The organism is Helicobacter pylori FD535 (genome assembly GCF_000296015.2).
In the GTDB taxonomy this organism is placed as follows: domain Bacteria; phylum Campylobacterota; class Campylobacteria; order Campylobacterales; family Helicobacteraceae; genus Helicobacter; species Helicobacter pylori_CT.
Genome location: NZ_AKHP02000039.1, coordinates 1 through 23,027 on the forward strand (window position 1 = coordinate 1; position 23,027 = coordinate 23,027).

Sequence of the window (23,027 nt, forward strand, 5' to 3'; positions counted from 1 at the left end):
TAAGCAAACACGTAATTGAGATACACGCTATAAAGCCTTCGGTATTCTAGTTTGGTGTCTAGAAAAGAATAGTAATTCGTGTTAATGGTAGGGATTTTCACGCCCAATTCCATGCCATGTTGAGCCGCATGATGACTATCTTTTTTCTTAGGTCTAGCGAGATTGGTTCTCAAGCCCAAATTGAATAAAAATTGGAAGTTAGCCGTATTCACTTTAGCGCTATAGACATTGCTGATGGTTTTTAAATTCACGAATTGAGAATTAAGCCATGAAGTCCCTGCTAAGGCGATTCCTCCAAAAAGCCCCACTGAAATCTGGTTATTCTTGCCTAAAAAGTTGGTGTTTTTATCGTTGATGAAATTAAACAATAAATCGCTACCCACCCCATAAGTCCACACATCAGAAGCCGAGTTAAAGAAGCTAGATTTAATATAGGCGTGGTTGTAATCAAAGAAACCATAATACCTTAACCCCCATCTTTTCTTTTCTCCAAAAAATTGCTTATAACCCACTTGCACCCCAAGCCCGTTCATCGCCCCGTTATTGGTTTGAGAACTAATGATGCCCACCCGTTTGAAAGGGTTATGACCGAGTTCTTGAACAATGGCGTTAGCGAGGTTTTGCGCTTGATTGATTTGAGGCGTTTGGCTAGAAAAAGAAGCGTTGCTACTTTCTAGCGAAGTTAGAGTTTGTTTCACGCCCGCGCAACCTTTCCCCCAAGTGTCATTGGAAACGCTTTCATTTGAACCGCTGCATTCTTCTATATAATTTTTAAGAACTCCTGTAGAAATTCTATTGAAATCGCTCCCCACTTGATTGGCTAGTTTTAAAACCGCTGCTTGAGATTGAGCGTTTTTGAGCATGCTTTGAGCCAAAGCGATACTATCAGGGGAGTTGAGGTTGAAATCATGGGGTTGCGCGATGCTTTTTAGTGGGGTGGTCTTGAGTTGTTGGGTTTCTTTTACGATGTTTTGAGCGTTACTAATCATGTCTGAAATAGCGCTAAATTCCGTGCCAAAAACGCTGCACGAATTTTGGTTAGCACCTGTTTGCCATGAAGGGGTGTTTGCGCTATTAGTTCCACCATTACTACTAGAAGATTTCCCTTTCAACTGCGGGCAATTGTCTTGAAGGGTGTTGATGATGGTTTGGGCTTGGGTTAAAAGATTTTGCGCATCGTTAATATAAGTATCAGTTATGCTAACTGTAGTGTCAGCAGCATTGTTATTGGTATTATTGACATTAATGTTTTGAGCGTTAGTTCCTGTTTTAATGGTTACTTCCACTGTTGTTGTGTTGCTTAAAGCAGGGAGACCTTTTTTCAAAGCGGCTTGAATAATTTGATACGCTTTGTTGAGCGTTGCAAATTGTTCAATGGACAGATGAGAATTTTTGCCTGCTGGAAGTAACCCCACATGCCCACCGCAAGTGATCGAATCTGAACCTTGTCCTGGTTGGTTGTAAAAAGTTTCTGTGGTGTTATGATTGGGTTTATCCGTATAGCCTCCGCATATGACCGCATAAGCTATGCTATTCCATAACCCTACCGTGGATTTTAGCGCTAAAAGCGTGGCTTGATAGGCAGGGGAATTGTCTGTTTTATCCATTAAATTTTGCGTGTTTGCGTTTAAATTACCAATCGCTTGATTGATCGCTGTTGCACTGTTTGTGTTAATCTCTTGATTGGAGCGGCCATGATTAGCCAAAAGCTTGTTTAAGTTTTCATAAGCGTCTGAAAGTTTTTGCACCCTGTCGGCGTTTTTCACTTTTTGAACCGCTTCACCGATTTGATAGCCCACGCTTAAAAAAACGCCGTTGTCTTCAGCATGGAGCAATGATGACGCAAGAGTTAGAGAAAGCAAGAGGGATTTTTTGATTTTCATGTTTTACTCCTTTTGATAGATTTTTCTTTAATAAAAAGAAACCTCGTATTATAAGCAATAAATGGAATTTATGGCTAATTTTAGCTTTAAATTTTAGAGATTTTGTTTTTTTTTTTTTTTGTAAATTGGGAAAAATGGGGGTTTGATCCAATTTTTGAGGCTTAAAAACCACCCTTAAAAGAAAGACTGGCTAGTCTTCTTTCAAGCTATAAGCGATAGGGATTTTTAGATGCACGGTTTCTTCTGGTTTAGGGAATAAATGCGCTGCGTTTTTGATGGCATCTAAAGCCGCATGGTTTAAAATATCCGTCGTGTTGCTTTTGACGACTTTAATGTCCGTAACGCTCCCATCAGGATTGATCACAAAGCTCACTAACACTTCGCCCTCAATGCCCCTAATCTGCGCCATTTTAGGGTAGCGGTTTTTAGAAGAAATAGCGGTTTGGATCTTCATTAAAAATTCGTTGCTCACCCCTGGGTTATAAGCTTGAGCTTCAGAAGTCGCGCCCTCAGAGGTTTTGTTGGATTCTTCTTGCTTGTCTTTTTCTTTGACTGCATCTTTAGTCGTTACTTGTTTAGGAGCGCTTTTTTCTTTAGCTTCCTCTTTAGCTTCTTCTTTTTTGGGTTCTTCTTTAGACTCTTCTTTTTTAACCTCTTCAACTTTAGGCTCAGGTTTTGGCTTAGGCTCGGGTTTGGGTTTGGGTGTAGGCTTAGGTTTTGGTTTGGGTTTTGGCTTAGGCTTAGGCTTTGTAACCTCTTTTTTGGGCTCTTCTTTCTTGGGTTTTTCTTTAGGCTCTTCTTTGGGTTTAGCCGACTCAGCATTGGTCTTTGTATTGGAATTAGTGTTAATGCTGGCTAAACTCATGGTAACCTTAGTGGTGCCCGCTTGCGCTAAAGGCGCTGGAACATCTTCGCGCAGTAAAAAATAGCCAAACCCTATAGCGTATAGGGCAAAAGAGATTAAAAAGCTAACACTCGTGGAAACTTTACTGAGCTTGCGTGGAGATGGAGAAATTTTCATGATTATGCTCTTTTAAAATATCCATAATGCTGATAAAAGTTTCAAAACGAGAGCCTTTGTCGCTTTTTAAGTCTATAAGGGTTTTAGGGTCTGTTTGTTTGACCACAGCGCTCAAAGCTTCTAAATTCATCGGTTTGTCATCTACGAAAATATTGTCATGCTCATCTACGGAGATGACCACCACTTTTTGATCGTTTGGCTGGGATTTTTCCGCATTTTTAGCGTTAGGGAGACTGACTTTAATCTTACCTTGCGCGATAAAAGTAGAAATGCTTAACACAATCGCTAGCAAAACGAGCATAATATCAATGAAAGGGACAACATTCAGCCCATCGCCTCTTCTGATGCTTTTCATTTTTTCATGATCCTGAATTTTTCACTCAAAACATCGGATTTTCTCAATAAGCTGTTATAAGCGATCAAAGTGGGAATCGCTACAGCAAGCCCTAGAGCGGTCGCTTTTAAAGCTAAAGACAAACCTACCATGATCGTTTTAGCGTCCATCCCGCCGCTCACGCCCATGTCATAGAAGATCACCATAATCCCTAAAACCGTCCCTAATAAGCCCACATAAGGCGCGTTAGAATAGATCACATAGAGAATGGTTAGATTCTTGGTTAAATCCAAATTCAGGGCATCTATATCGTCATAAGCTTTCAAATTGACTTTGGAATAAAAAATAACCCTTTCAATCACAAACCACAAGGCTAAAAAACTGGCCACGCCAAGCACCGCAAAAACAAACACATCCACATAATCTTTCAACATTGCCATTGAAAAACCGCCCATAAAAACTCCTTGTCTATGATAAAATAATTCCCTTAAAATCAAAGCAACATGCAATACAGCCACACTCTAAGAGCATGCGCTCTTAAGAAGCATTCGTTCGCATAAATGCTCCAAAATGATAAAAGAACGTTGGGTTGTTGATTATATTGTTTTAATAATAACAAGTCAATAATAATTAAGCTAGTAATCGCAATCAAATCCAAACGCTCTTATGGCCAACCATTTAAATCCAGTTTGTATTATAATTGTTAATTTTAAATTAATTCAATAACACTAGCATGAGCGGCTTTTAACAAACTCATGCCAAAAAAGGATTTTTCTCAATGGATACACCCAATAAAGACGATTCAATCATCCGCTTTTCGGTTTCTTTACAACAGAATTTATTAGACGAATTAGACAACCGCATCATTAAAAACGGCTATTCTTCTCGCTCAGAATTAGTGCGCGACATGATCAGAGAAAAATTAGTAGAAGACAACTGGGCAGAAGACAATCCTAATGATGGGAGTAAAATCGCCGTGCTTGTGGTGATTTATGATCACCATCAAAGGGAATTGAACCAGCGCATGATAGACATCCAGCATGCCAGTGGGACGCATGTTTTATGCACCACGCACATTCATATGGACGCGCATAATTGTTTAGAGACGATGATTTTACAAGGCAATTCGGTTGAGATCCAACGCTTGCAATTAGAAATCGGGGGGCTTAGGGGGGTTAAATTCGCTAAATTGACTAAGGCGTCTAGCTTTGAACACAATGAATAGCGTCTTAAAATGCGAAGAATTAGCGCTCTATGGAGGGAGTTTTGATCCCTTACACAAGGCTCATTTAGCCATCATTGATCAAACTTTAGAATTATTGCCATCCGCCAAGCTCATTGTCTTACCCGCTTATCAAAACCCTTTCAAAAAGCCATGTTTTTTGGACGCAAAAACCCGTTTTAAGGAATTAGAATTAGCTTTAAAGGGAATGGATAGGGTGCTATTGAGCGATTTTGAAATCAAGCAAAAAAGGGCTGTGCCTACGATAGAAAGCGCGCTTCATTTTCAAAAACTCTATTGCCCTAAAACGCTTTATTTAGTCATAGGAGCGGATTGTTTGAGGCATCTTTCTTCTTGGACTGACGCTAAAGAGCTTTTAAAAAGGGTGGAATTAGTGGTTTTTGAAAGGATTGGCTATGAAGAGATCCAATTTAAGGGGCGTTATTTCCCTTTAAAAGGCATTGACGCACCGATTTCTTCTAGCGCGATTAGGGCTAGTTTGGGGGTTTAAGCGTGTTTTTTAATGTGGCTATAGGCTTCTTGAATGATAGCGAAGCGTTTGGCGTAAAGAGCCTTTTTTTCTTTGAGATCGCATAAATCAGGGTGGTAGGTTTTAGCCAACTCTAAATAGCGCTTTTTGACTTCGCTGAAATTTTCATGCTTGATAAAACCTAACGCTTTATAGCATTCCCTTAATTTGCGTTCAGCCAAAGTGGTGTAGCTGTCCTTGCCAAAGCCGTTAGGATAGATGAAATCTAAGCATGCGTTATGGACGATTCTATTTCCATTGAGCGTTACAATGAGTTCCCAAAAACGCTCTGAATCGCCTCTTATATGCAATTCATCTTGGGTTTCTAAAAACACACAGCCACTGAATTTTTGGCGTAAAAACCGCTTGGCGATAGGGTGCTTGGTGATAAAAAGCGCATATTCTGCCCCAAAGGTTAAAACTTTCACTTCTATTTTTTCTAAAAGCGTGTTTTGAGCTATGATTTTGATGCGTATGGGCAAGTGGCTTTTTTGTAAAACCTCTTCTAAAGAATGCGCGCTAATATCTTTCTCATGTGCGCACTCAAGGGCATGATAGACCCAATTAAGCAAGTAGTTTTTTTTAAAGCATTCCGTGTCGTTTAAGATGAGTAACGATGAAGAGAGCATGTGGCACTGGCTGAAATGTTTTTTGGCGTAGTTTAAAACTTTTTTCAATAAAGGGTGGCTGTTAGGGAGCGCGATTTGCGTGAATTTGGCTAACAATTCAATTTTGGCCATTGCCCTTATTTTCTCCATGCGTTTTGATGCGATTTTAAAAAATCTTTAGGTATTTTAGCATGCCAATGGTTAAAAAAGGTGGTTATGAATGGTTTTTGCGCTAGACTACGAGCCATAACTCATTTAATGAAAGATTAAAAATGAAAATAGCGGTATTACTCAGTGGGGGGGTGGATAGCTCTTATAGCGCTTATAGCTTAAAAGAGCAAGGGCATGAATTAGTGGGGATTTATTTAAAACTCCATGCGAGTGAAAAAAAGCATGATTTATACATCAAAAACGCTCAAAAAGCGTGCGAGTTTTTAGGCATTCCTTTAGAGGTGTTGGATTTTCAAAAGGATTTTAAAAGCGCGGTTTATGATGAATTTATCAGCGCTTATGAAGAAGGGCAAACCCCTAACCCTTGCGCGTTGTGCAACCCTTTAATGAAGTTTGGGCTAGCTTTAGATCACGCTTTAAAATTAGGGTGTGAAAAGATCGCTACCGGGCATTATGCGAGGGTCAAAGAAATGGACAAGGTAAGTTATATTCAAGAGGCTTTGGATAAAACTAAAGATCAGAGCTATTTTTTATACGCTTTAGAGCATGAAGTTATCGCTAAATTGGTGTTCCCTTTAGGGGATTTGTTAAAAAAGGATATTAAGCCTTTAGCCTTGAATGCGATGCCTTTTTTAGGCACTCTAGAGACTTATAAGGAATCTCAAGAAATCTGCTTTGTGGAAAAAAGCTACATTGACACTTTAAAAAAGCATGTTGAAGTGGAAAAAGAGGGTGTGGTGAAAAACCTGCAAGGCGAAATCATTGGCACGCATAAAGGCTATATGCAATACACGATTGGCAAACGCAAAGGCTTTAGTATTAAAGGCGCGTTAGAGCCGCATTTTGTGGTGGGGATTGACGCTAAAAAGAACGAGTTGGTTGTGGGCAAAAAAGAAGATCTCGCCACGCATTCGCTTAAGGCTAAAAACAAATCTTTAATGAAAGATTTTAAAAATGGCGAATATTTTATCAAGGCTCGTTACAGGAGCGTGCCTACTAAAGCGTTTGTGAGCCTCAAAGATGAAATGATTGGAGTGGAGTTTGAAGAGCCTTTTTACGGCGTGGCTAAAGGGCAAGCATTAGTCGTTTATAAAGATGACATCTTGCTTGGTGGGGGCGTGATTGTTTAGGGTTTTTGCGCTTATAGCCTGATTGGTTGCTTGTTTAAACTCACTCCCGCTTAAAATTTTCAAAGCTAGGGAACCCATGCGGATCTAAGCGGATATTTTTAATAAGAGTTTTTCCACCGCTCAAACCACCGCTCACATTGAAGGGCTTTTTAGTCTGTTGTTGGGCTAAAAGGGCTAAAACTCGGGCGTTTAACGCCATGGTTTCATTCAAAAACGCCATTTGCTTGCTCAATTCGCTTAAAAATTCTATATTCAAGGTTTTTAAAGTATGCTCGTAATTGGCTAAGATTAGAGCATGCTTTTCTTTATTGTTTTTAGCGTTTTTTAATTCTTTGTCTCGCTCTATAAGGGCGTTTTGGTAGCGTTGGTGCAATTCTTTAGCGCATGATTTTAGATTTTCTTTATCGCATAAAAAATGCGTTTTTAAAGTTTCCAGGCGTTTTTCTAAGGGTAAAAAGGTTTTTAGGGCGTCTTCTTTGGCTTGGATTTGGCTTTGAAGCTTGTTTTTAAATTTTTTCAAACGCATGGCTTTATAGGCTTGAAAGTCATGGTTTTTAAGAGCGTTGTATTCTAGAGTTTTGTTATGGGATTGTTGGTTATGGGCTTGGTTTTCTAAAACTTGATCGCACAAGGCGTTTAAAGCGCTCATCAAATCCAATCGTGAGAGCAAATGGGCGAGTTTGGGCTCTTTGAGCAAGAAAAGGGCGTTGTTTTGCTCTTGGACTTCTAAAGCGTTTGAAGCCTCTTCTAAATTCTTAACGCCGCTCAAATAAGGGCAATGCTCTTGTAAAAAAATGATTTGGGATTCTTCTATCAAGCGTTCTTGTTCCATGCCCTTTTTTATGTGTTTTTCTAAAGCTTGTAATTTTTCTAATTCCAAAGCGCTTTGTTTCAATAGCGCATCAGTGTCCATAAGGCGGATTTGGCTGGCGTTAAAAAAACGCCTCTGGCTATTTAGGGTGCTGTTAGCTTTTTTGATTTCTTTAAGCTGATCTTGGTTGTTGGAAAGCACGCTTTGATAGATTCTTAAACTTTCATTGAGTTTGTAAAGCATGTCTGAAAGCTGTTCGTTAGAGCGCGAGAGCTTGGCATTAGTTTGAGAATCAAAAGTCATCATTATCTGTGCGTTTGAAAAGGTTAGAAAAAATAAGAAAAGGCAAAAAAATCTCATGGGGTTATCTTTATTAACTATAGTTTCATCGTGTTATTTTATCTAAGTTTTGGCATGCACCAAAACACGCAAAATTATCGCTTTTAAGATAAAATAAGCGTTTTGATGCCATTTTTGGAGCGATCGTGGAATTGAGTTATTATGAAATTTTAGAAGTGGAAAAACACAGCAACCAAGAGACCATTAAAAAGTCTTACAGAAAGCTGGCTTTAAAATACCACCCAGACAGGAACGCCGGCGATAAAGAAGCCGAAGAAAAATTCAAGCTCATCAATGAAGCCTATGGGGTGTTAAGCGATGAAAAGAAACGGGCCTTATACGACAGGTATGGTAAAAAAGGCTTAAACCAAGCCGGCGCGAGCCAGAGCGATTTTTCTGATTTTTTTGAAGATTTAGGCTCGTTTTTTGAAGACGCTTTTGGGTTTGGCGCTAGGGGGAGCAAAAGGCAAAAAAGCTCTATCGCACCGGATTATTTGCAAACCATTGAATTGAGTTTCAAAGAAGCGGTTTTTGGCTGTAAAAAAACCATTAAGGTCCAATACCAGAGCGTTTGTGAAAGTTGCGATGGCACAGGCGCTAAAGACAAAGCCCTAGAGACTTGCAAGCAATGCAATGGGCAGGGGCAGGTGTTTATGCGTCAAGGTTTTATGAGTTTTGTGCAAACTTGCGGGGCGTGTAAAGGCAAGGGCAAGATCATCAAAACCCCATGCCAAGCGTGTAAGGGTAAAACCTACATTCTTAAAGATGAAGAAATTGATGCGATGATCCCTGAGGGCATTGATGATCAAAACCGCATGGTGCTTAAAAATAAAGGCAATGAATACGAGAAAGGAAAAAGAGGGGATTTGTATTTAGAAGTGCGAGTCAAAGAAGATGAGCATTTCAAGCGCGAAGGCTGTGATTTGTTTATTAAAGCGCCGGTGTTTTTCACCACTATCGCTTTAGGGCATACGATTAAAGTGCCGTCTTTAAAAGGGGACGAACTGGAATTAAAAATCCCTAGAAACGCCAGAGACAGGCAGACTTTTGCGTTTAGAAACGAGGGCGTGAAACACCCTGAAAGCTCTTATAGAGGGAGTTTGATCGTGGAATTGCAGGTGATTTACCCTAAAAGTTTGAATAAAGAACAGCAAGAATTGTTGGAAAAATTGCATGCGAGTTTTGGCTATGAGGGCGAGCCGCATAAAAGCGTTTTAGAAACCTGTATTTCTAAAATTAAAGACTGGTTCAAATAAAAGGTTGTTGATGCATGATTTTCTAAAAGCCTTTAAAGACGCTTTCCCTCACACCATTTCTATCTTTTTAGGGTATTTGCTTATGGGAATGACTTTTGGGGTGCTTTTAGTCCAGAATGGCTATGATTATAAAGTCGCCTTGTTCATGTCGTTATTCATCTACGCTGGGGCGGTGCAATTTGTAGCGATCACGCTTTTAAGTGCGCAAGCGAGCTTGATGAATGTGCTTATTGTGAGCTTGTTGGTGAATGCGAGACAGACTTGTTATGCGCTTTCTATGCTAGACAGATTCAAAAACGCCAAATGGCGTTTGCCCTATTTAGCGCATGCGCTCACGGATGAAACCTTTGCTTTATTGAATCTATACGCTCCTAAAGAGGGGGTTAGTGAAAAAGACTTTATTTTTAGCATTTCCTTACTCAACCACTTTTATTGGATTTTTGGCTCGTTGGTGGGTTCGTTAGTGGGAACGCATTTTTCTTTTGACACTCAAGGCATGGAATTTGTGATGACGGCGATTTTTATCGTGCTGTTTATGGAGCAATACAAACGCACCACAAATCATAAAAACGCATGGCTTGGGATTGTTATTGCGGTTGTTTGTTTAACGCTCTTTGGGACTGAATATTTTTTGCTCATCGCTTTAGTTTTAATGGTGCTTGCTCTTATTTTGTTTAGAAAGCGGTTAGAATGTTGATGCATTCTATACTCATTATTTTAGTCATCATATTAACGACTTATTTCACGCGCATTTGGCCTTTTATGGTGTTTAACGCTAAAAACCCGCCCAACGACTTTGTGCGTTATCTGGGTAGGACTTTATCATGCTCAGTGATAGGCATGCTCGTGGTCTATTGTTTTAAAGACATTCAAATTTTAAAACCCCCTTATGGGATCAATGAAATCACCGCTTTTTTATCCGTTATCCTTTTACACCGCATTTTTAAGGTGTTTGTTTTAAGCATCACGCTCCCTACCATTCTTTATATGGTTTTAGTCCAAAGCCATGCGTTGGAAAAGGCTTTTTTTAATTCCTGAAATCATGTTGGATTCCTTTCACTTTTAACCCTAGCGTTTTTAATCACAAAATACGCCGTAGGGATAATAAATAAGGTTAGAATAACGCTGCTTATCATGCCCCCTAGCATGGGTGCAGCGATGGATTTCATGATTTCACTTCCTGTGCCATGGCTATACATGATCGGAATGAGTGAAGCTAAAATGCTAAAAAAGGTCATAAGCTTGGGCCTTACCCTAAGTACCGCCCCATGCATGATGGCCTCTTTTAAAGCGGTGCTGTTTTGCTCTTTTAAAGGGGTTTTGATGAATTTTTGAAACGCATCTTCTAAATAAATGATCATCACAATAGCCGTTTCGCTCGCTACCCCTAAAAGGGCTAAAAAGCCCACTAGTGCCGCCACGCTCATGTTAAAGCCCATGAGATTCATAAAAATTAACCCCCCTAAAAACGCAAAAGGCAGAGTGAAAAAGCATAGTAAGGAATTAGTGAGATTCTTTAAAGCAAAGACAACTAAAATAAAAATGATAAACACGCTCACCGGCACGATGTATTGTAAGGTTTTAAACGCTTCTTCTAAATACTGGCTTTCGCCGCTAAATTCATAATAATACCCGTTAGGCAATTTGATTTTTTCTAGCGCTTTTTGAGCCAGTTGCCTATAGGTATCAGAGCTGGTATTGGCTTGCGGCACAATATAAATAAAATTCACATTCAGGCCCTTTTCGCTCTTTAACACCGCCGGCGAGTTGTCGTAATAGATATGGGCTAACTCCCTTAAGGGCATGTAATTGTAAGCGGTTTTGACATAGAGGTTTTTTAATTTTTCAATGGTGTTTCTTTCTGTATCTTCTAATCGTAAAGAAATGGGGTAACTTTCTACGCCCTTAATCATAGTAGTGAGCGTGGCTCCGCCCAGAGCGAATTTAATCGTGTCTAACACAGCGTTTTTATTGATGCCATAACGGGCCAGATTTTCATCGTTCAAATCCAGCGTGATGTAGTAGCCATTATTGGATCGCTCGGCAAAGACGGACAAACTCTCTTTTAGGGTTTTGAGCTGTTGTTCCATAAGGATCGCTAATTCTTGTAATTTATCCGTGTCATTACCATAGAGCTTGATGCCTAGGGGCGTTCTAATCCCGGTTAAAAGCATGTCCGTCCTCCCACGAATGGGGTAAGTCCATGAATTGGTCAAGCCTTTTAATTGCAGGGTTTTTTCTAATTTATCCCTAACTTCTTTATAGTTGAGCTTTTCTTTCCATTCGTTTTGCGGCTTTAATTCAATGTAGGTTTCTATCATGGATAAACCGGCAGCATCGGTGCTGGTGTTAGCGCGCCCCACTTTACCAAAAACTTGTTTGACAAAATCTAATTGTTTGATAGCGCTATTGCTTTTTTTCAAATATTCTAAAGCGGTATCAATGCCCACGCCGTTAATGGTTACAGGCATATACATTATTACCCCTTCATTGATTTGGGGGATAAATTCCCAGTTGAGTTTTTTATACGCTATATACAAGCCCCCTAAACCCACAACGCTCGCTATTAAAAAAGCGTATCTGAACTTAAGCACAACCTTCAAGCTCACGCCATAAATTTTCATGAAAAAAGCGTTAATCGGGTTTTTAGACTCTTCTAAAATCCGCCCTTTAATGAGCCATACCATTAAAATAGGGACCATGGTGATAGAAAGCAGCGCTCCTACTAGCATGGCAAAGGTTTTGGTGTAAGCTAAAGGGGCAAAAAGCTTTTCTTCTTGGCCGGTGAGCGCAAAAATTGGCAAGAAAGAAACCACGATGATCATTAAAGCAAAAAATATCGCGCCCCCCACATGCTTAACCCCTTGCATGATGCCATTAACCCTTTGAGCGTTGTCTTTCGTGTCAATGTGTTGCAGATGTTTGTGAGCGTTTTCTACCATCACAATCGCCGCATCCACCATCGCCCCTATAGCGATCGCAATGCCCCCCAAACTCATAATACTCGCTTCAATATTGAAATAACGCATGAGCAAGAAACTAATACACACGCTTAAAGGCAGAGTGATAATCACCACTAAAGCGCTCCTGAAATGCAGTAAAAAAATCGCAATAATGATTAGCACAATGACGCTTTCTTCTATGAGCGTGTGGATTAAATTATTAATGCCTTTTTCAATCAATTCGCTCCTGTCATACACGCTTGTGATTTTCACATCAGGGTTACTCGCTTGTAGGGTGGCGATTTTTTCTTTAATGGCTTTAAGCACCTTATAAGTGTCAGCGTGATAGCGCACCATAACAATCCCTCCCACCACTTCCTTACCGCCATTGAGGTTGGCAGCCCCTCGGCGTGGTTTTGGCGTTAGCCTGACGCTGGCTATATCTTTAATCTTTAAAGGGATAGCCCCTTCTTTTTTAACCACAATTTCTTCTAAATCCTTCAAAGATTGGATATAGCCATGCGATCTTATGATTTTTTCAAACCCGTTTTCTAAAATAACGCCCCCACCGGTATCGTTATTGGAATTTTTGATCGCGTTAGCGACTTGCTCTAAACTCAAGTCATAACGGATCAAAGAATCGTTTTGAAGCGTTATTTCATAATCCTTCACAAAGCCCCCCACGCTTGCGACCTCACTCACCCCATCAACCCCCAAAAGCGCATAGCGGTAATAAAAATCTTGCAAGACTTTCAAATCGCTTAAATTCTTGCTATCGCTAGATAGAGCGTATTGATACGCCCAGCCAATAGAAGTGGAATCGCTCCCTATTTCCACTTTAGCGTCCTTGGGTAGATTGCCCACTCGGTTTAATTGCTCTAAAACCCTGTCTCTAGCCCAATACAAATTGACGCCGTCTTTAAAAATGATGTAAATCAAGCCGCTTTCATAGCTAGAAATCCCTCTAACCGTGTCAATGTTAGCGATACTCATGAAAGTAGAAACTAACGGGTAAGTAACTTGCTCTTGCACGATTTTAGGGCTTTGATTGGGGTAAGTGATTTGCACGACCACTTGAGCGGGGCTTAAATCCGGCAAAGCGTCTAAACGGACGCTCTTTATCGCCCACAAAGAGGCTAAAAAAATGAGTAGAGTGACTAAAGTGGTAAGGAGTTTGTTTTTAACGCTTAAATCAATGATTTTTTCTATCATTCAATAATCCCCATTGTTTTGAGCGTCAGCGTCTAGCACGAATAAAGCGTTATTAGCGACTTCTTCGCCCGCTTTTAAACCCTCTAAAATTTCATAACTCCCATCGCTCAAGCGAACGGCTTTAATTTCTAACGGGCTTAAGCCAAAATCATCTTTTTTAAACACGATAGCTTTCCCCCCTTTAATCAAAACCGCTTCTTTAGGCAGGATCTTCATTTTTTGTGGTTTGTGGAAGATTTCTACTTGAGCGAACATGTTAGGGTAATAAAGCTGTTTAACATTAGGCACATTGAAGCGCGCTTCTAGCATTTTATCTTGCGGGTTGATGATGGGGTTGATGTTTTCAAGCGTGATTTCTTGCTCGCCTTTAATCCCTTCTACGAACAAGATCGCTTTATGCGTGTTTTTTAAAAACTCTAAATCCTCTTGATTGACTTTAACAAGTGCCCACAATTGGCTTAAATCTATGATTTGAAACAACTCCTGCCCTTTTTTAATGAAGCTCCCCTCATTGAGATCCGGGCTTTTTTTAAAAATAACGCCACTGAAACGAGAGTAAATAGTCATTTCATTTTGGACTTTATGAGCGCTGATGATCTTTTCAATGCTAGAGTTTTCTAGCCCTAATAGTTTCAATTTTTCTTTAATCGCTCCCACTTGCTGGTTGAATTTCAATGATGATAGCAATTCGCTTTGAACGCTCACTAATTCAGGGGAATACACGCTCAATAACCTGTCGCCCTTTTTAATGGGGGTGTAGGTTTTATTCGCATAAAGCTTTTCCACATAACCATCAAAACGCAGGGTTTGAGAAAAAATCAGCGCTTCATTAGGCTGCAAAAGCGCATAATAGCGCCGGCTTTGAGAAAATTCTTTTTCTATGACCTTAGTGGTGGAAATGTTGAAACGGGTTTGGCTTTGAGCTTCTTTAGTTTCTTTAATTTCTTTAGTTTCTTGAGCGTTAGCGAATAAGGGGCTAAAAAATAGAATCAAGGCTAACCATAAAATCCGCTTCATTCTAATCCTTTAAGGTTTTGTAAGGACAAATAAGCGCTATTGAGAGTGCTTAAGGTTTCAAGCTGGGTGATTTGGATGGTGATTTTGTCATTAAAAGCGTTGTAATAAGCGTTGTAATCGCCATTAGATTTCAAATCCAACGCATAAATTTGCGCGATTTTTTCATTCTGCTTGATGATTTTATTGATCGCTTCTAAGTTTTTTTGCAAGGTTTCTAATTTTTTAAGGAGTTTTAGGGCCAGGTGGCGCGTTTTGTTTTTGGTGTTTTCCACTTCGCTTTTAAACACTAGGCTCTCTTTTTTCTTTTGCTCCACTAATTTAGCCTGCTTGCCATAAATAGGTAAGGGGATAGACAAAGCGATGCTAAACATATCGTAGTTATAGTATTGTTTGGAGCGGAAATAATACACCCCGGTAACATTCACGTCTTCTAAAAAGCTTTTTTTAGCCAAAGCGATGTCTTTTTGCGATTTTTCTTCATCAAGCCTGGCGATCGCAATATCGTAATTAGTGGCGCTAATGTTATATAGCTCTTGCTCCTTATTGAATTCAAAATTTTTAGGGGCAATGCTTAAAAGCTCGTTTTCTTTAAAAGTCAATTCACCCATGGAATAATGGCTGCTGGATAGCGCTTCTTCTAAATTGTTTTTTTTGATTTCTAATTGCGATTTTAAAATTTCTAGCTTAGAGATCGCTATTAAACTGGGCGAACTGGAATGGTTGGCTTGATAGAGGGTGTTTTCTAAATTTTTAATCGCTGTGTTTAAAAGCTCTATTTCTTGTTGGTTTTTATAATTTTCAATGCCGCTTATCATTAAACTAATCGCTAATTGTTGCTTGGTTTTTTTAAGCTCTAATATCTTTTTTTGTTTTTCTAAATGGATCATTTGAGATTGCGTGAGTTTTTTACCATTTAAATCCACTTTTTGAGATAAACCCAAACTCATGTTTTGCATCAAAGTGCTATCCAGCCTGAAAAAATCGCTCACATTAGCGTTGTTATAGCCTAAATACAAAATAGGGTTATCCCACTTGCTAACGACTTTTTCTTGAGAACTTAAAGCGTCAATTTGCTCTTGTAAGGCTTGTATTTTTTGATTTTTAGAAAGGTATTTAGCCACAAAAGATTGGATCTCTAAATCTTTAGTAAAACCCAAACTAAAAAGCAGTAAAAAAGCTCTTAGGAGGCGTATTAAAACGCCCCCCTTATAGAATGCGCTTATAAAAGACAGCATGGCTCTTATAAATCCAGGCTTGTTTTAGCGCGATAAACCTGGCCCTCTTTAGATTTAATATCCACCCTCACCTGCCATGTCCCGTTCATAGAAAGATTGGTTTTAGCTTCATAAATGCCGTTTTTTTCACTCACTTGCGCCATTTCTTTCATCGCTGGCATGCCAGGCATTTCAGGCATCATAAACTGCACCCTAACGATAGCTTTTTCTAAAGCCTTACCTTTTAAAGTGGGGCTGAGAATGAAAGTGTTATCGCCTTTAATGGGGTTACCCACGGATTTGATTTTCACTTCCAAGTCATTGGCTTTTAGGGTTTGCTCCCATGCGTTTAAACTCATAACCCCTAATGCGCTTATTAAAAATAAAGCGGCTAACTTTTTCATCGTTTTGACCTTTAAATTAAGATAACAAGAAAATTCTTGTTGCGAACGAATGATAACCCTCTTTTGTGTAAAAATTGTGGAAATGGTTTTTAAAAAAATTAGGGTTTTTAAGTAGAAGGTATAAGAGTTTATGCTATTTTTTTAAGGTTTTAAAATCAAATTTCAAAGGATTAGTATGCAATTTAGAATCGAACATGACACGATGGGCGGAATTCAAGTGGATGATAGCCAATACTGGGGGGCTCAAACGCAACGCAGTCTTGAAAACTTTAAAATCGGCACTGAAAAAATGCCTAAAGAACTCATTGGCGCGTTTGCTAAACTCAAAAGGAGTCTGGCGGTTGTCAATCATCAGTTAGGGAAATTAAGCCCAGAAAAATCACAAGCCATTATCAAGGCGTGCGATTGCATTTTAAAAGGCGAGCTGTGCGGCGAATTCCCATTGGCGGTATGGCAAACAGGGAGCGGGACTCAAACGAACATGAATCTTAATGAAGTCATTGCCAATAAGGCTACCGAAATTTTAGGGGGTAATTTCAGGGAGAAAAAACTCATCCACCCTAACGATGATGTGAACATGTCTCAAAGCTCCAACGACACTTTCCCTACCGCAATGCACATTGTGAGCGTGCTAGAAATCACGCACAAACTACTGCCCAGTTTAGAGAATTTGTTAAAGACCTTTAAAGACAAAAGCCAGCAATTTAAAGAGATTGTCAAAATCGGGCGCACGCATTTGCAAGACGCTACGCCTTTAACTTTGGGGCAAGAATTTAGCGGGTATGCGAGCATGCTAGAGCATTCTAAACAACAAATTTTAGAGAGTTTGGAGCATTTAAGAGAATTAGCCATAGGTGGGACGGCCGTAGGCACAGGGCTAAACGCTCATAAAGAATTGAGCGAAAAAGTGGCTGAAGAATTGAGCCAGTTTAGCGGCGTGAAATTCATTTCTGCGCCCAATAAATTCCATGCGCTCACTAGCCATGACGCTATCGCTTATGCGCATGGGGCTTTTAAGGCTTTAGCGGCGAATTTAATGAAAATCGCTAACGATATTAGATGGCTTGCGAGCGGGCCGCGCTGTGGTCTGGGCGAGCTTAATATCCCTGAAAACGAGCCGGGCAGTTCTATTATGCCCGGTAAAGTCAATCCCACGCAATGCGAAGCGATGACCATGGTGGCCGTGCAAGTGATGGGGAATGATACCGCTATTGGCATTGCGGCCAGTCAGGGTAATTTTGAATTGAATGTGTTCAAGCCGGTGATCATTTATAATTTCTTGCAGAGTTTGAGGCTCTTAAGCGATAGCATGGAAAGCTTTAATACCCATTGCGTAAGCGGTATTGAGCCTAATAGAGAAAAAATTGATTATTACTTGCACCATTCTTTAATGCTAGTAACCGCCCTAAACCCGCATGTAGGCTATGAGAACGCCGCTAAAATCGCTAAAAACGCCCACAAAAAAGGCATTTCTTTAAAAGAAAGCGCGGTGGAATTGAAACTCTTGAGCGCTGAAGATTTTGACAAATTCGTGGTGCCTGAAAAGATGATCGGGCCTAAGGCTTGAAACCTTGGGCGTGCGAGATGAAGCCTGAAAAAACCACTCATTTGGTTGCGTATCAATGATTTTAGGCATTGATGAAGCGGGGAGGGGGTGTTTGGCCGGTTCGCTTTTTGTGGCTGGGGTGGTGTGCGATGACCAAACAGCCTTAGAATTTCTAAAAATGGGTTTAAAAGACAGCAAGAAGCTCAGCCCCAAAAAACGCTTTTTCTTAGAAGATAAAATCAAAACGCATGGTGAGGTCAAGTTTTTCGTGATTAAAAAAAGTGCAAATGAAATTGATCATTTGGGCTTGGGGGTGTGTTTGAAACTCGCTATTCAAGAAATTTTAGAAAATGGTTGCTCTTTAGCCAATAAAATAAAGATAGATGGCAACACGGCGTTTGGCTTGAACAAACGCTACCCCAATATACAAAGTATCATCAAGGGCGATGAGAAGATCGCTCAAATCGCTATGGCGTCTGTTTTAGCGAAAGCCTTTAAGGACAGAGAAATGCTAGAGTTGCACGCTTTGTTTAAGGAATACGGCTGGGATAAGAATTGCGGGTATGGGACTAAACAACATATGGAAGCGATCATTAAGCTAGGGGCTACGCCTTTTCATCGGCGCAGCTTCACGCTTAAAAACCGCATCTTAAACCCCCAACTCTTAGAGGTGGAACAACGCCTTGTTTAAAATGGCGCTGAGGTTGGTAGCGCTCGCTAAAGAAAGGTAGATGCGTTTGGCTTTGAAGTAAGCGATCAGATCTTCAGGCTGAATGAAAGGGAATTGCACCATGACATACACACGATGATTGGTGGCATCCACGAACCTTTTAGCTAAAATGGATTTAGACGTTAAAAAATCAACCAACCCGAATAAATGGCTGATAGCGTTATTTTTAATTTGGAGCGCTTTAACAATACGATGGCACATTTTAGTGATTAAAACGCTTTCTAAAGTGCTGTAAGCGTTCATTCTAGCCCTTAAAAGAGCGATTTCTTCAGCGTTTTTTTCAGGGGGCAATTTGTCATCATAGGGGATGTAATTGGCGTAAAAATCGTTTCTTTTACCAGAAATTGAAGCCGATCCGACATATTGATTGGGCGGGTTCTTTTGGTCAAAAAGATTGATTTTAAGCCAATCAGGACAGTCAATCGTGTCCTTTAGACTATTAGCATGCGCTGTTTGAGCGAAGAGGCCTAGGGATAACAAGGCACAGAAACTTAATTTTTTCAATGCATTCATTGTAGCTTCCTTTCTATTCTATAAAAGAATATTAAAAATGCCCTACGCTTTTAGGGTAGGTGGTATTTCTCAAAAAAGCGAAATACCGGGATAGCTTATAGTGGGTTAGCTTAAGAAAAAATAAAAAATATTAAATAATCAATTAAAAATTTTAGTAATAATATTAAATACATAAATACATAAATACATAAATACATAAATACATAAATACATAAATACATAAATACATAAATACATAAATACATAAATACATAAATACATAAATACATAAATACATAAATACATAAATACATAAATACATAATAACTATTATACCAAAATAGATTGAATATCCAAAGAAAAATCAATGAAATTAAGGTGTTTGTAGGGGGTATTGGTTGCCAAAATGGGGGCGTTGATAGAAACCACCACGATATTAAAAAACCCATGTTTATGGCACCATAGAAGCTGTTTTTCTAAAAAATGGGGCGTGGGGAAAGCGTGGGCGATGAGGGCGAGCTTGTTGGTGGAATTTTTGCGCAAGATAAAAATCCCGTTGTCATGGGAGTAAAGCTCATATTTTGGGAATTGCTTGTAAAGCTCTAAAAAAACCATGTTTTCAAAAACACTTAAAAGCGAGGGGCTAGGAGTCAGGCTATAAGGCAAGGCAAAATCGCACAAATACAATTTGGTTTTATGGTTTTCAAAACTGGGGACTAAAAAAAGGATGCGTTGTTTTTCTAGCGCGTGTAAAAATTTATAAAGGGTGTCTTTAGAGATCTTAAGCTCTTTTTTGAGTTGCGTATAAAGATAAAAAGCGCTCACAAACTTAGACTGATGCGAGCAGATTTTAGCCATCAAGGGGGCGTAAGCTTGAAAGACTAATTTGATATTTTCTTGTTTTTTTAGGATTTTTTCTTGCTCGTTTTCTGTAAAAAGCGAATCTAAAGCGTTGCCGTCTCTTAAAAAGCGGTTAAACAGGGTGTTTTTAGGGGTGTTGGGTTTGAAAAAGCTAGTGTATTCTTTAAAATCCAACCCTAACGCATAGCATAAGCTAAAATCGGGCGCTGTTATGGGGTTTAAACAATTAGGGATAAGAACGATTTTAGAAAGCTTGGGCAGGCTGAAATCCAAGCGATCAATATGATCTAAAATGAGCAAATCCATTTTCTTTTCCAAATGCCATTTTAAAAGCCATGAGCTCAGAATGTTTTGGTTCAAACGCATGTCATTGTAATTGATATACACAGGGTTTTTAAAATCCTTCGCCAGTTTGAGGGCGAAAGTGGTTTTACCGGATTTCATCGGCCCTAAAAGACAGATTTTATCGCTTGAATGCGCGTTTAAAAGCGGGTTGTTTAAAGCCGGCTCTTTAGGGGTTTCAAAAGGCCCAAAAGGGTGTAAGCAAGAAAGGGGCATGAACTTCCTTTCAAATGAGATTGAATAGGATAAGCGTAGCGCATTTTTTTATATTTCCTTATAAAAAGGAAGTAAAAATCTCTAAAAAGCCCTAAAAATAGCAAAAGTTATTGACTAAATGGCGCATTTTGAGTAGTATTTCAGTTTTTATTTTATTGTTTTATTCTGTTTTGAGTAACGAATGAAACGAGTTCTTTTAGGAGAGTTTATGGAAAAAATCAGGTTGAAGCTCAAAGCTTATGACCATAGAGTGTTGGATCGCTCTGTTGTGGCTATCGTGGAAGCTGTAAAGCGCTCAGGTTCTGAAATTAGAGGGCCTATCCCTTTACCGACTAAGAATAAGCGTTACACCGTTTTGCGTTCCCCGCATGTCAATAAGGATTCAAGAGAGCAGTTTGAGATTAGGGTTTATAGCCGATTGATTGATATTATCTCGGCCACCCCAGAAACCGTGGATAGCTTGATGAAGTTGGACTTAGCTCCTGAGGTGGATGTAGAAGTAACCTCTATGGAAACGAAGTAGTTTTAACGCATTGAGATCATAAAATAAGGGTTAGATATGGAATTTTTAGTTCAAAAGATAGGCATGAGCCGCACCATTGACGCTAACAGCACGCCTGTAACCTTGCTTAAAGTCTTGCAAGCGAAAGTGTGCCAGCTAGAAAACGGGAAAGCTTTAGTGGCCTATGCGATGCATAAAAAACACAATAAGGCGATTGAAGGCCAGCAAAAGAAATACCAACTCAGTAAAGAGTTTAACCATTTCGCTACCTTAAAAGCTTCCCAACAAAAAGAGTTGGGCGATTTGGATTTGAGCGCTTTAGAAACGCTTAAAAGGGTTAAAGCGAGCTTTAAAACTAAGGGAAGAGGCTTTGCGGGGGTGATGAAGCGTTGGAATTTCCAAGGCGGGCCTGCAGCTCATGGGAGCCGTTTCCACCGCCGTCCTGGTTCTATTGGTAACAGAGAATGGCCAGGAAGAGTGCAAAAGGGCAGGAAAATGGCAGGGCATTATGGCAATGAGCTAGTTACTTGCCAAAACGAGGTGCTCTCTTTTGATAAAGAAAGTATGGTGTTAGTGCTAAAGGGTTCAGTGGCCGGCTTTTCTGGGGCTTATGGACGCATTAGAGCGGTGTAAAACCATACATTGAATATAATATAAAGGGTTTGATATGAGTAAGGCCATCGTTTTAGACAGCCATTTGAAAGAAAAGGGTAGCGTGGAGTTACCTAAAAGATATGAGGGTATCAACAGCCATAACCTCTATCTTTATGTGAAACATTATTTATCTTCTGCGCGCGCTAATACCGCTAAAAGTAAAAACCGCGCTGAAGTGAGTGGGGGCGGTAGGAAGCCTTGGGCGCAAAAAGGGGGCGGAAGAGCCAGAGCAGGGAGCATCACTTCGCCTGTGTTTGTGGGTGGGGGTGTCTCTCATGGGGCCACTAACAACCGCAATTACAACCTTAAAATCAATAAAAAACAAAAACGCTTGGCTTTAGAATACGCTTTAGAAGAAAAAGCGCAAGCGGATAAGCTTTTTGTGGTGGAAAAAATCGCTATAAAAGGCGTGGTTGAAGACAACAAAAGAAAGCATTTGACTAAAGAAGCCAACCAAATGTTCCAGGCTTTAGAGCAACGAGACACTTTGTTTGTGTGCATGAACATGGATGAATACACCGAGTTAGCCTTTAGTAACCTTAAAAAATGCCTTATTATTGATGTGAGCGAGTTAAACGCTTATCTTTTAGCGGCGTTTAGCTCTGTCGTGATGGAAGAAGCAGCGTTTCAGCATGTGGTGCAAGATAAGACAGAGGAGTAAAAAATGGCAGACATCATGGATATAAAGTCAATTCTTTACACTGAAAAGTCATTAGGATTGCAAGAAAAAGGCGTTTTAGTGGTTCAAACGGCTCAAAATGTAACCAAAAACCAGCTCAAAGAAGTGTTTAAAACTTATTTTGGCTTTGAGCCTTTGAAAATCAATTCTTTGAAACAAGAGGGTAAGGTGAAACGCTTTAGAGGGAAGCTTGGACAAAGAAAGTCGTTTAAGAAATTTTATGTGAAAGTTCCAGAGGGCGCTAGCATTGCCGCCCTTGGCGCGTAGAAAGGAGAAAGCGTTATGGCGATTAAAACTTATAAGCCCTACACCCCAAGCAGACGCTTCATGTCGGTGTTGGACTCTAAAGACATTACCGCAAAAAGCAGTGTCAAAGGCTTACTCACTAAGCTTAAAGCAACAGCAGGGAGAAACAATAACGGGCGCATCACCAGCCGCCACAAAGAAAGAGGGGCTAAAAAACTCTACCGCATTATTGATTTCAAGCGCAACAAATACAACATTGAAGGGAAAGTGGCTGCGATTGAGTATGATCCTTACAGAAATGCGCACATCGCTCTTGTAGTCTATCCTGATGGGGACAAACGCTATATTTTACAGCCAAGCGGTTTGAAAGTGGGCGATAGCGTTATCGCTGCTGAAGGCGGTTTGGATATTAAAGTGGGCTTTGCGATGAAGTTAAAAAATATCCCTATAGGAACGGTGGTGCATAATATTGAAATGCATCCGGGGGCTGGCGGGCAATTAGCCAGAAGTGCTGGGATGAGCGCTCAAATCATGGGTAGGGAAAATAAATACACTATCCTTAGAATGCCAAGCTCTGAAATGCGCTACATTTTAAGCGAATGCATGGCGAGTGTTGGCGTGGTAGGGAACGAGGATTTTATCAATGTCTCTATCGGTAAGGCAGGG

The 23,027-nt window shown here is 40.0% G+C and carries 25 protein-coding genes; 13 read left to right on the forward strand and 12 right to left on the reverse strand.

What is annotated here, in order from left to right; all coding sequences use genetic code 11:
* The 4 genes from DV63_RS14300 to exbB form a co-directional block, all read right to left on the reverse strand.
* Nucleotides 1-1,883, reverse strand: a 1,883-nt coding sequence (locus tag DV63_RS14300) for an outer membrane protein (protein ID WP_020982442.1), incomplete at its 3' end; no start/stop codon positions are given.
* A gap of 190 nt (nt 1,884-2,073) precedes the next feature.
* A complete protein-coding gene (locus tag DV63_RS14310) occupies nt 2,074-2,904 on the reverse strand; it encodes an energy transducer TonB family protein (protein ID WP_000703813.1) in 831 nt (276 codons plus the stop codon).
* Complete coding sequence (gene exbD / locus DV63_RS14315; protein WP_000836348.1) at nt 2,870-3,259, reverse strand: TonB system transport protein ExbD; 390 nt, start codon at nt 3,257-3,259, stop codon at nt 2,870-2,872. Before exbD ends, DV63_RS14310 begins: the two co-directional genes overlap by 35 nt.
* Complete coding sequence (exbB, locus tag DV63_RS14320; protein ID WP_000508557.1) at nt 3,256-3,693, reverse strand: TonB-system energizer ExbB; 438 nt, start codon at nt 3,691-3,693, stop codon at nt 3,256-3,258. The genes exbD and exbB overlap by 4 nt, the downstream gene beginning before the upstream one ends.
* Nucleotides 3,694-4,016: 323 nt before the next feature.
* On the opposite strand from exbB, the gene nikR reads away from it, so the two are divergent.
* Nucleotides 4,017-4,463, forward strand: coding sequence for a nickel-responsive transcriptional regulator NikR (nikR, locus tag DV63_RS14325; protein ID WP_000380800.1), 447 nt, complete (start codon nt 4,017-4,019; stop codon nt 4,461-4,463).
* On the forward strand, nt 4,456-4,971 hold the full coding sequence (gene nadD / locus DV63_RS14330) for a nicotinate (nicotinamide) nucleotide adenylyltransferase (RefSeq protein ID WP_017179732.1): 516 nt from the start codon (nt 4,456-4,458) through the stop codon (nt 4,969-4,971). Before nikR ends, nadD begins: the two co-directional genes overlap by 8 nt.
* Here nadD and DV63_RS14335 read toward each other — a convergent pair.
* Nucleotides 4,968-5,729 carry a J domain-containing protein gene (locus DV63_RS14335; protein ID WP_001062410.1) on the reverse strand — a complete coding sequence of 254 codons (762 nt, stop codon included), beginning with the start codon at nt 5,727-5,729 and terminating at the stop codon, nt 4,968-4,970. The two genes, nadD and DV63_RS14335, sit on opposite strands and share 4 nt — an antisense overlap.
* Before the next feature lie 140 nt (nt 5,730-5,869).
* Here DV63_RS14335 and mnmA point away from each other — a divergent pair, with 140 nt between their 5' ends.
* Complete coding sequence (gene mnmA, locus DV63_RS14340; RefSeq protein ID WP_000686290.1) at nt 5,870-6,898, forward strand: tRNA 2-thiouridine(34) synthase MnmA; 1,029 nt, start codon at nt 5,870-5,872, stop codon at nt 6,896-6,898.
* 40 nt (nt 6,899-6,938) lie between these two features.
* Here mnmA and DV63_RS14345 read toward each other — a convergent pair whose 3' ends face one another.
* Entirely contained in the window at nt 6,939-8,069 is a 1,131-nt protein-coding gene (locus DV63_RS14345; protein WP_001210224.1) for a synaptonemal complex protein 1, read from the reverse strand.
* A gap of 125 nt (nt 8,070-8,194) precedes the next feature.
* Here DV63_RS14345 and dnaJ point away from each other — a divergent pair, with 125 nt between their 5' ends.
* Genes dnaJ through DV63_RS14360 form a run of 3 tightly spaced genes read left to right on the forward strand, consistent with a single transcriptional unit; the run spans nt 8,195 to nt 10,342 of the window.
* Nucleotides 8,195-9,304, forward strand: a complete 1,110-nt coding sequence (gene dnaJ / locus DV63_RS14350) for a molecular chaperone DnaJ (RefSeq protein ID WP_000423885.1) — start codon at nt 8,195-8,197, stop codon at nt 9,302-9,304.
* A gap of 10 nt (nt 9,305-9,314) precedes the next feature.
* Nucleotides 9,315-10,001 (forward strand): azaleucine resistance protein AzlC, encoded by a 687-nt coding sequence (azlC, locus tag DV63_RS14355; RefSeq protein WP_000543694.1) that lies wholly within the window; start codon nt 9,315-9,317, stop codon nt 9,999-10,001.
* Nucleotides 9,995-10,342, forward strand: coding sequence for a branched-chain amino acid transport AzlD family protein (locus DV63_RS14360; protein WP_000928554.1), 348 nt, complete (start codon nt 9,995-9,997; stop codon nt 10,340-10,342). The genes azlC and DV63_RS14360 overlap by 7 nt, the downstream gene beginning before the upstream one ends.
* Before the next feature lie 2 nt (nt 10,343-10,344).
* Here DV63_RS14360 and DV63_RS14365 read toward each other — a convergent pair whose 3' ends face one another.
* The 4 genes from DV63_RS14365 to crdA are packed head-to-tail and all read right to left on the reverse strand — an operon-like array spanning nt 10,345 to nt 16,093.
* A complete protein-coding gene (locus tag DV63_RS14365; protein WP_000570426.1) occupies nt 10,345-13,458 on the reverse strand; it encodes an efflux RND transporter permease subunit in 3,114 nt (1,037 codons plus the stop codon).
* Entirely contained in the window at nt 13,459-14,475 is a 1,017-nt protein-coding gene (locus DV63_RS14370) for an efflux RND transporter periplasmic adaptor subunit (protein WP_000822187.1), read from the reverse strand.
* Nucleotides 14,472-15,710 carry a copper resistance outer membrane protein CrdB gene (crdB, locus tag DV63_RS14375; protein WP_000948117.1) on the reverse strand — a complete coding sequence of 413 codons (1,239 nt, stop codon included), beginning with the start codon at nt 15,708-15,710 and terminating at the stop codon, nt 14,472-14,474. Before crdB ends, DV63_RS14370 begins: the two co-directional genes overlap by 4 nt.
* Nucleotides 15,711-15,715: 5 nt before the next feature.
* Nucleotides 15,716-16,093: a copper resistance determinant CrdA gene (crdA, locus tag DV63_RS14380; protein ID WP_000731565.1), complete on the reverse strand. Its 378-nt coding sequence runs from the start codon at nt 16,091-16,093 to the stop codon at nt 15,716-15,718.
* Nucleotides 16,094-16,268: 175 nt separating this feature from the next.
* Here crdA and fumC point away from each other — a divergent pair, with 175 nt between their 5' ends.
* The gene (fumC, locus tag DV63_RS14385; protein WP_020982444.1) at nt 16,269-17,660 is read left to right on the forward strand and encodes a class II fumarate hydratase; all 1,392 of its coding nucleotides are present in this window, start codon (nt 16,269-16,271) and stop codon (nt 17,658-17,660) included.
* Nucleotides 17,661-17,715: 55 nt separating this feature from the next.
* A complete protein-coding gene (locus tag DV63_RS14390; RefSeq protein WP_000600304.1) occupies nt 17,716-18,330 on the forward strand; it encodes a ribonuclease HII in 615 nt (204 codons plus the stop codon).
* On the opposite strand, the gene DV63_RS14395 is transcribed toward DV63_RS14390, so the two are convergent.
* Together DV63_RS14395 and DV63_RS14400 are read right to left on the reverse strand one after the other, a co-directional pair.
* Nucleotides 18,304-18,882, reverse strand: coding sequence for a hypothetical protein (locus DV63_RS14395; RefSeq protein ID WP_000992755.1), 579 nt, complete (start codon nt 18,880-18,882; stop codon nt 18,304-18,306). The two genes, DV63_RS14390 and DV63_RS14395, sit on opposite strands and share 27 nt — an antisense overlap.
* A 309-nt stretch (nt 18,883-19,191) precedes the next feature.
* On the reverse strand, nt 19,192-20,280 hold the full coding sequence (locus DV63_RS14400; RefSeq protein WP_001131190.1) for an ATP-binding protein: 1,089 nt from the start codon (nt 20,278-20,280) through the stop codon (nt 19,192-19,194).
* A gap of 208 nt (nt 20,281-20,488) precedes the next feature.
* Here DV63_RS14400 and rpsJ point away from each other — a divergent pair, with 208 nt between their 5' ends.
* The 5 genes from rpsJ to rplB form a co-directional block, all read left to right on the forward strand.
* Nucleotides 20,489-20,803 (forward strand): 30S ribosomal protein S10, encoded by a 315-nt coding sequence (gene rpsJ / locus DV63_RS14405; protein ID WP_000411561.1) that lies wholly within the window; start codon nt 20,489-20,491, stop codon nt 20,801-20,803.
* 36 nt (nt 20,804-20,839) lie between these two features.
* Nucleotides 20,840-21,415 carry a 50S ribosomal protein L3 gene (gene rplC, locus DV63_RS14410; RefSeq protein ID WP_000395313.1) on the forward strand — a complete coding sequence of 192 codons (576 nt, stop codon included), beginning with the start codon at nt 20,840-20,842 and terminating at the stop codon, nt 21,413-21,415.
* A 34-nt stretch (nt 21,416-21,449) separates the two neighbouring features.
* A complete protein-coding gene (gene rplD / locus DV63_RS14415; protein WP_000030151.1) occupies nt 21,450-22,097 on the forward strand; it encodes a 50S ribosomal protein L4 in 648 nt (215 codons plus the stop codon).
* Between the two features lie 3 nt (nt 22,098-22,100).
* On the forward strand, nt 22,101-22,382 hold the full coding sequence (locus tag DV63_RS14420; protein WP_000763613.1) for a 50S ribosomal protein L23: 282 nt from the start codon (nt 22,101-22,103) through the stop codon (nt 22,380-22,382).
* Between the two features lie 15 nt (nt 22,383-22,397).
* Nucleotides 22,398-23,027 (forward strand): 50S ribosomal protein L2 (rplB, locus tag DV63_RS14425; RefSeq protein ID WP_020982445.1); only part of this gene is annotated, 630 nt, incomplete at its 3' end.

Coding starts and splice junctions, on each gene's coding strand:
- DV63_RS14310 (WP_000703813.1), bottom strand. CDS start 2,904: ATGAAAATTTCTCCATCTCCACGCAAGCTCAGTAAAGTTTCCACGAGT.
- exbD (WP_000836348.1), bottom strand. CDS start 3,259: ATGAAAAGCATCAGAAGAGGCGATGGGCTGAATGTTGTCCCTTTCATT.
- exbB (WP_000508557.1), bottom strand. CDS start 3,693: ATGGGCGGTTTTTCAATGGCAATGTTGAAAGATTATGTGGATGTGTTT.
- nikR (WP_000380800.1), top strand. CDS start 4,017: ATGGATACACCCAATAAAGACGATTCAATCATCCGCTTTTCGGTTTCT.
- nadD (WP_017179732.1), top strand. CDS start 4,456: ATGAATAGCGTCTTAAAATGCGAAGAATTAGCGCTCTATGGAGGGAGT.
- DV63_RS14335 (WP_001062410.1), bottom strand. CDS start 5,729: ATGGCCAAAATTGAATTGTTAGCCAAATTCACGCAAATCGCGCTCCCT.
- mnmA (WP_000686290.1), top strand. CDS start 5,870: ATGAAAATAGCGGTATTACTCAGTGGGGGGGTGGATAGCTCTTATAGC.
- DV63_RS14345 (WP_001210224.1), bottom strand. CDS start 8,069: ATGAGATTTTTTTGCCTTTTCTTATTTTTTCTAACCTTTTCAAACGCA.
- azlC (WP_000543694.1), top strand. CDS start 9,315: ATGCATGATTTTCTAAAAGCCTTTAAAGACGCTTTCCCTCACACCATT.
- DV63_RS14360 (WP_000928554.1), top strand. CDS start 9,995: ATGTTGATGCATTCTATACTCATTATTTTAGTCATCATATTAACGACT.
- DV63_RS14365 (WP_000570426.1), bottom strand. CDS start 13,458: ATGATAGAAAAAATCATTGATTTAAGCGTTAAAAACAAACTCCTTACC.
- DV63_RS14370 (WP_000822187.1), bottom strand. CDS start 14,475: ATGAAGCGGATTTTATGGTTAGCCTTGATTCTATTTTTTAGCCCCTTA.
- crdB (WP_000948117.1), bottom strand. CDS start 15,710: ATGCTGTCTTTTATAAGCGCATTCTATAAGGGGGGCGTTTTAATACGC.
- crdA (WP_000731565.1), bottom strand. CDS start 16,093: ATGAAAAAGTTAGCCGCTTTATTTTTAATAAGCGCATTAGGGGTTATG.
- fumC (WP_020982444.1), top strand. CDS start 16,269: ATGCAATTTAGAATCGAACATGACACGATGGGCGGAATTCAAGTGGAT.
- DV63_RS14390 (WP_000600304.1), top strand. CDS start 17,716: ATGATTTTAGGCATTGATGAAGCGGGGAGGGGGTGTTTGGCCGGTTCG.
- DV63_RS14395 (WP_000992755.1), bottom strand. CDS start 18,882: ATGAATGCATTGAAAAAATTAAGTTTCTGTGCCTTGTTATCCCTAGGC.
- DV63_RS14400 (WP_001131190.1), bottom strand. CDS start 20,280: ATGCCCCTTTCTTGCTTACACCCTTTTGGGCCTTTTGAAACCCCTAAA.
- rpsJ (WP_000411561.1), top strand. CDS start 20,489: ATGGAAAAAATCAGGTTGAAGCTCAAAGCTTATGACCATAGAGTGTTG.
- rplC (WP_000395313.1), top strand. CDS start 20,840: ATGGAATTTTTAGTTCAAAAGATAGGCATGAGCCGCACCATTGACGCT.
- rplD (WP_000030151.1), top strand. CDS start 21,450: ATGAGTAAGGCCATCGTTTTAGACAGCCATTTGAAAGAAAAGGGTAGC.
- DV63_RS14420 (WP_000763613.1), top strand. CDS start 22,101: ATGGCAGACATCATGGATATAAAGTCAATTCTTTACACTGAAAAGTCA.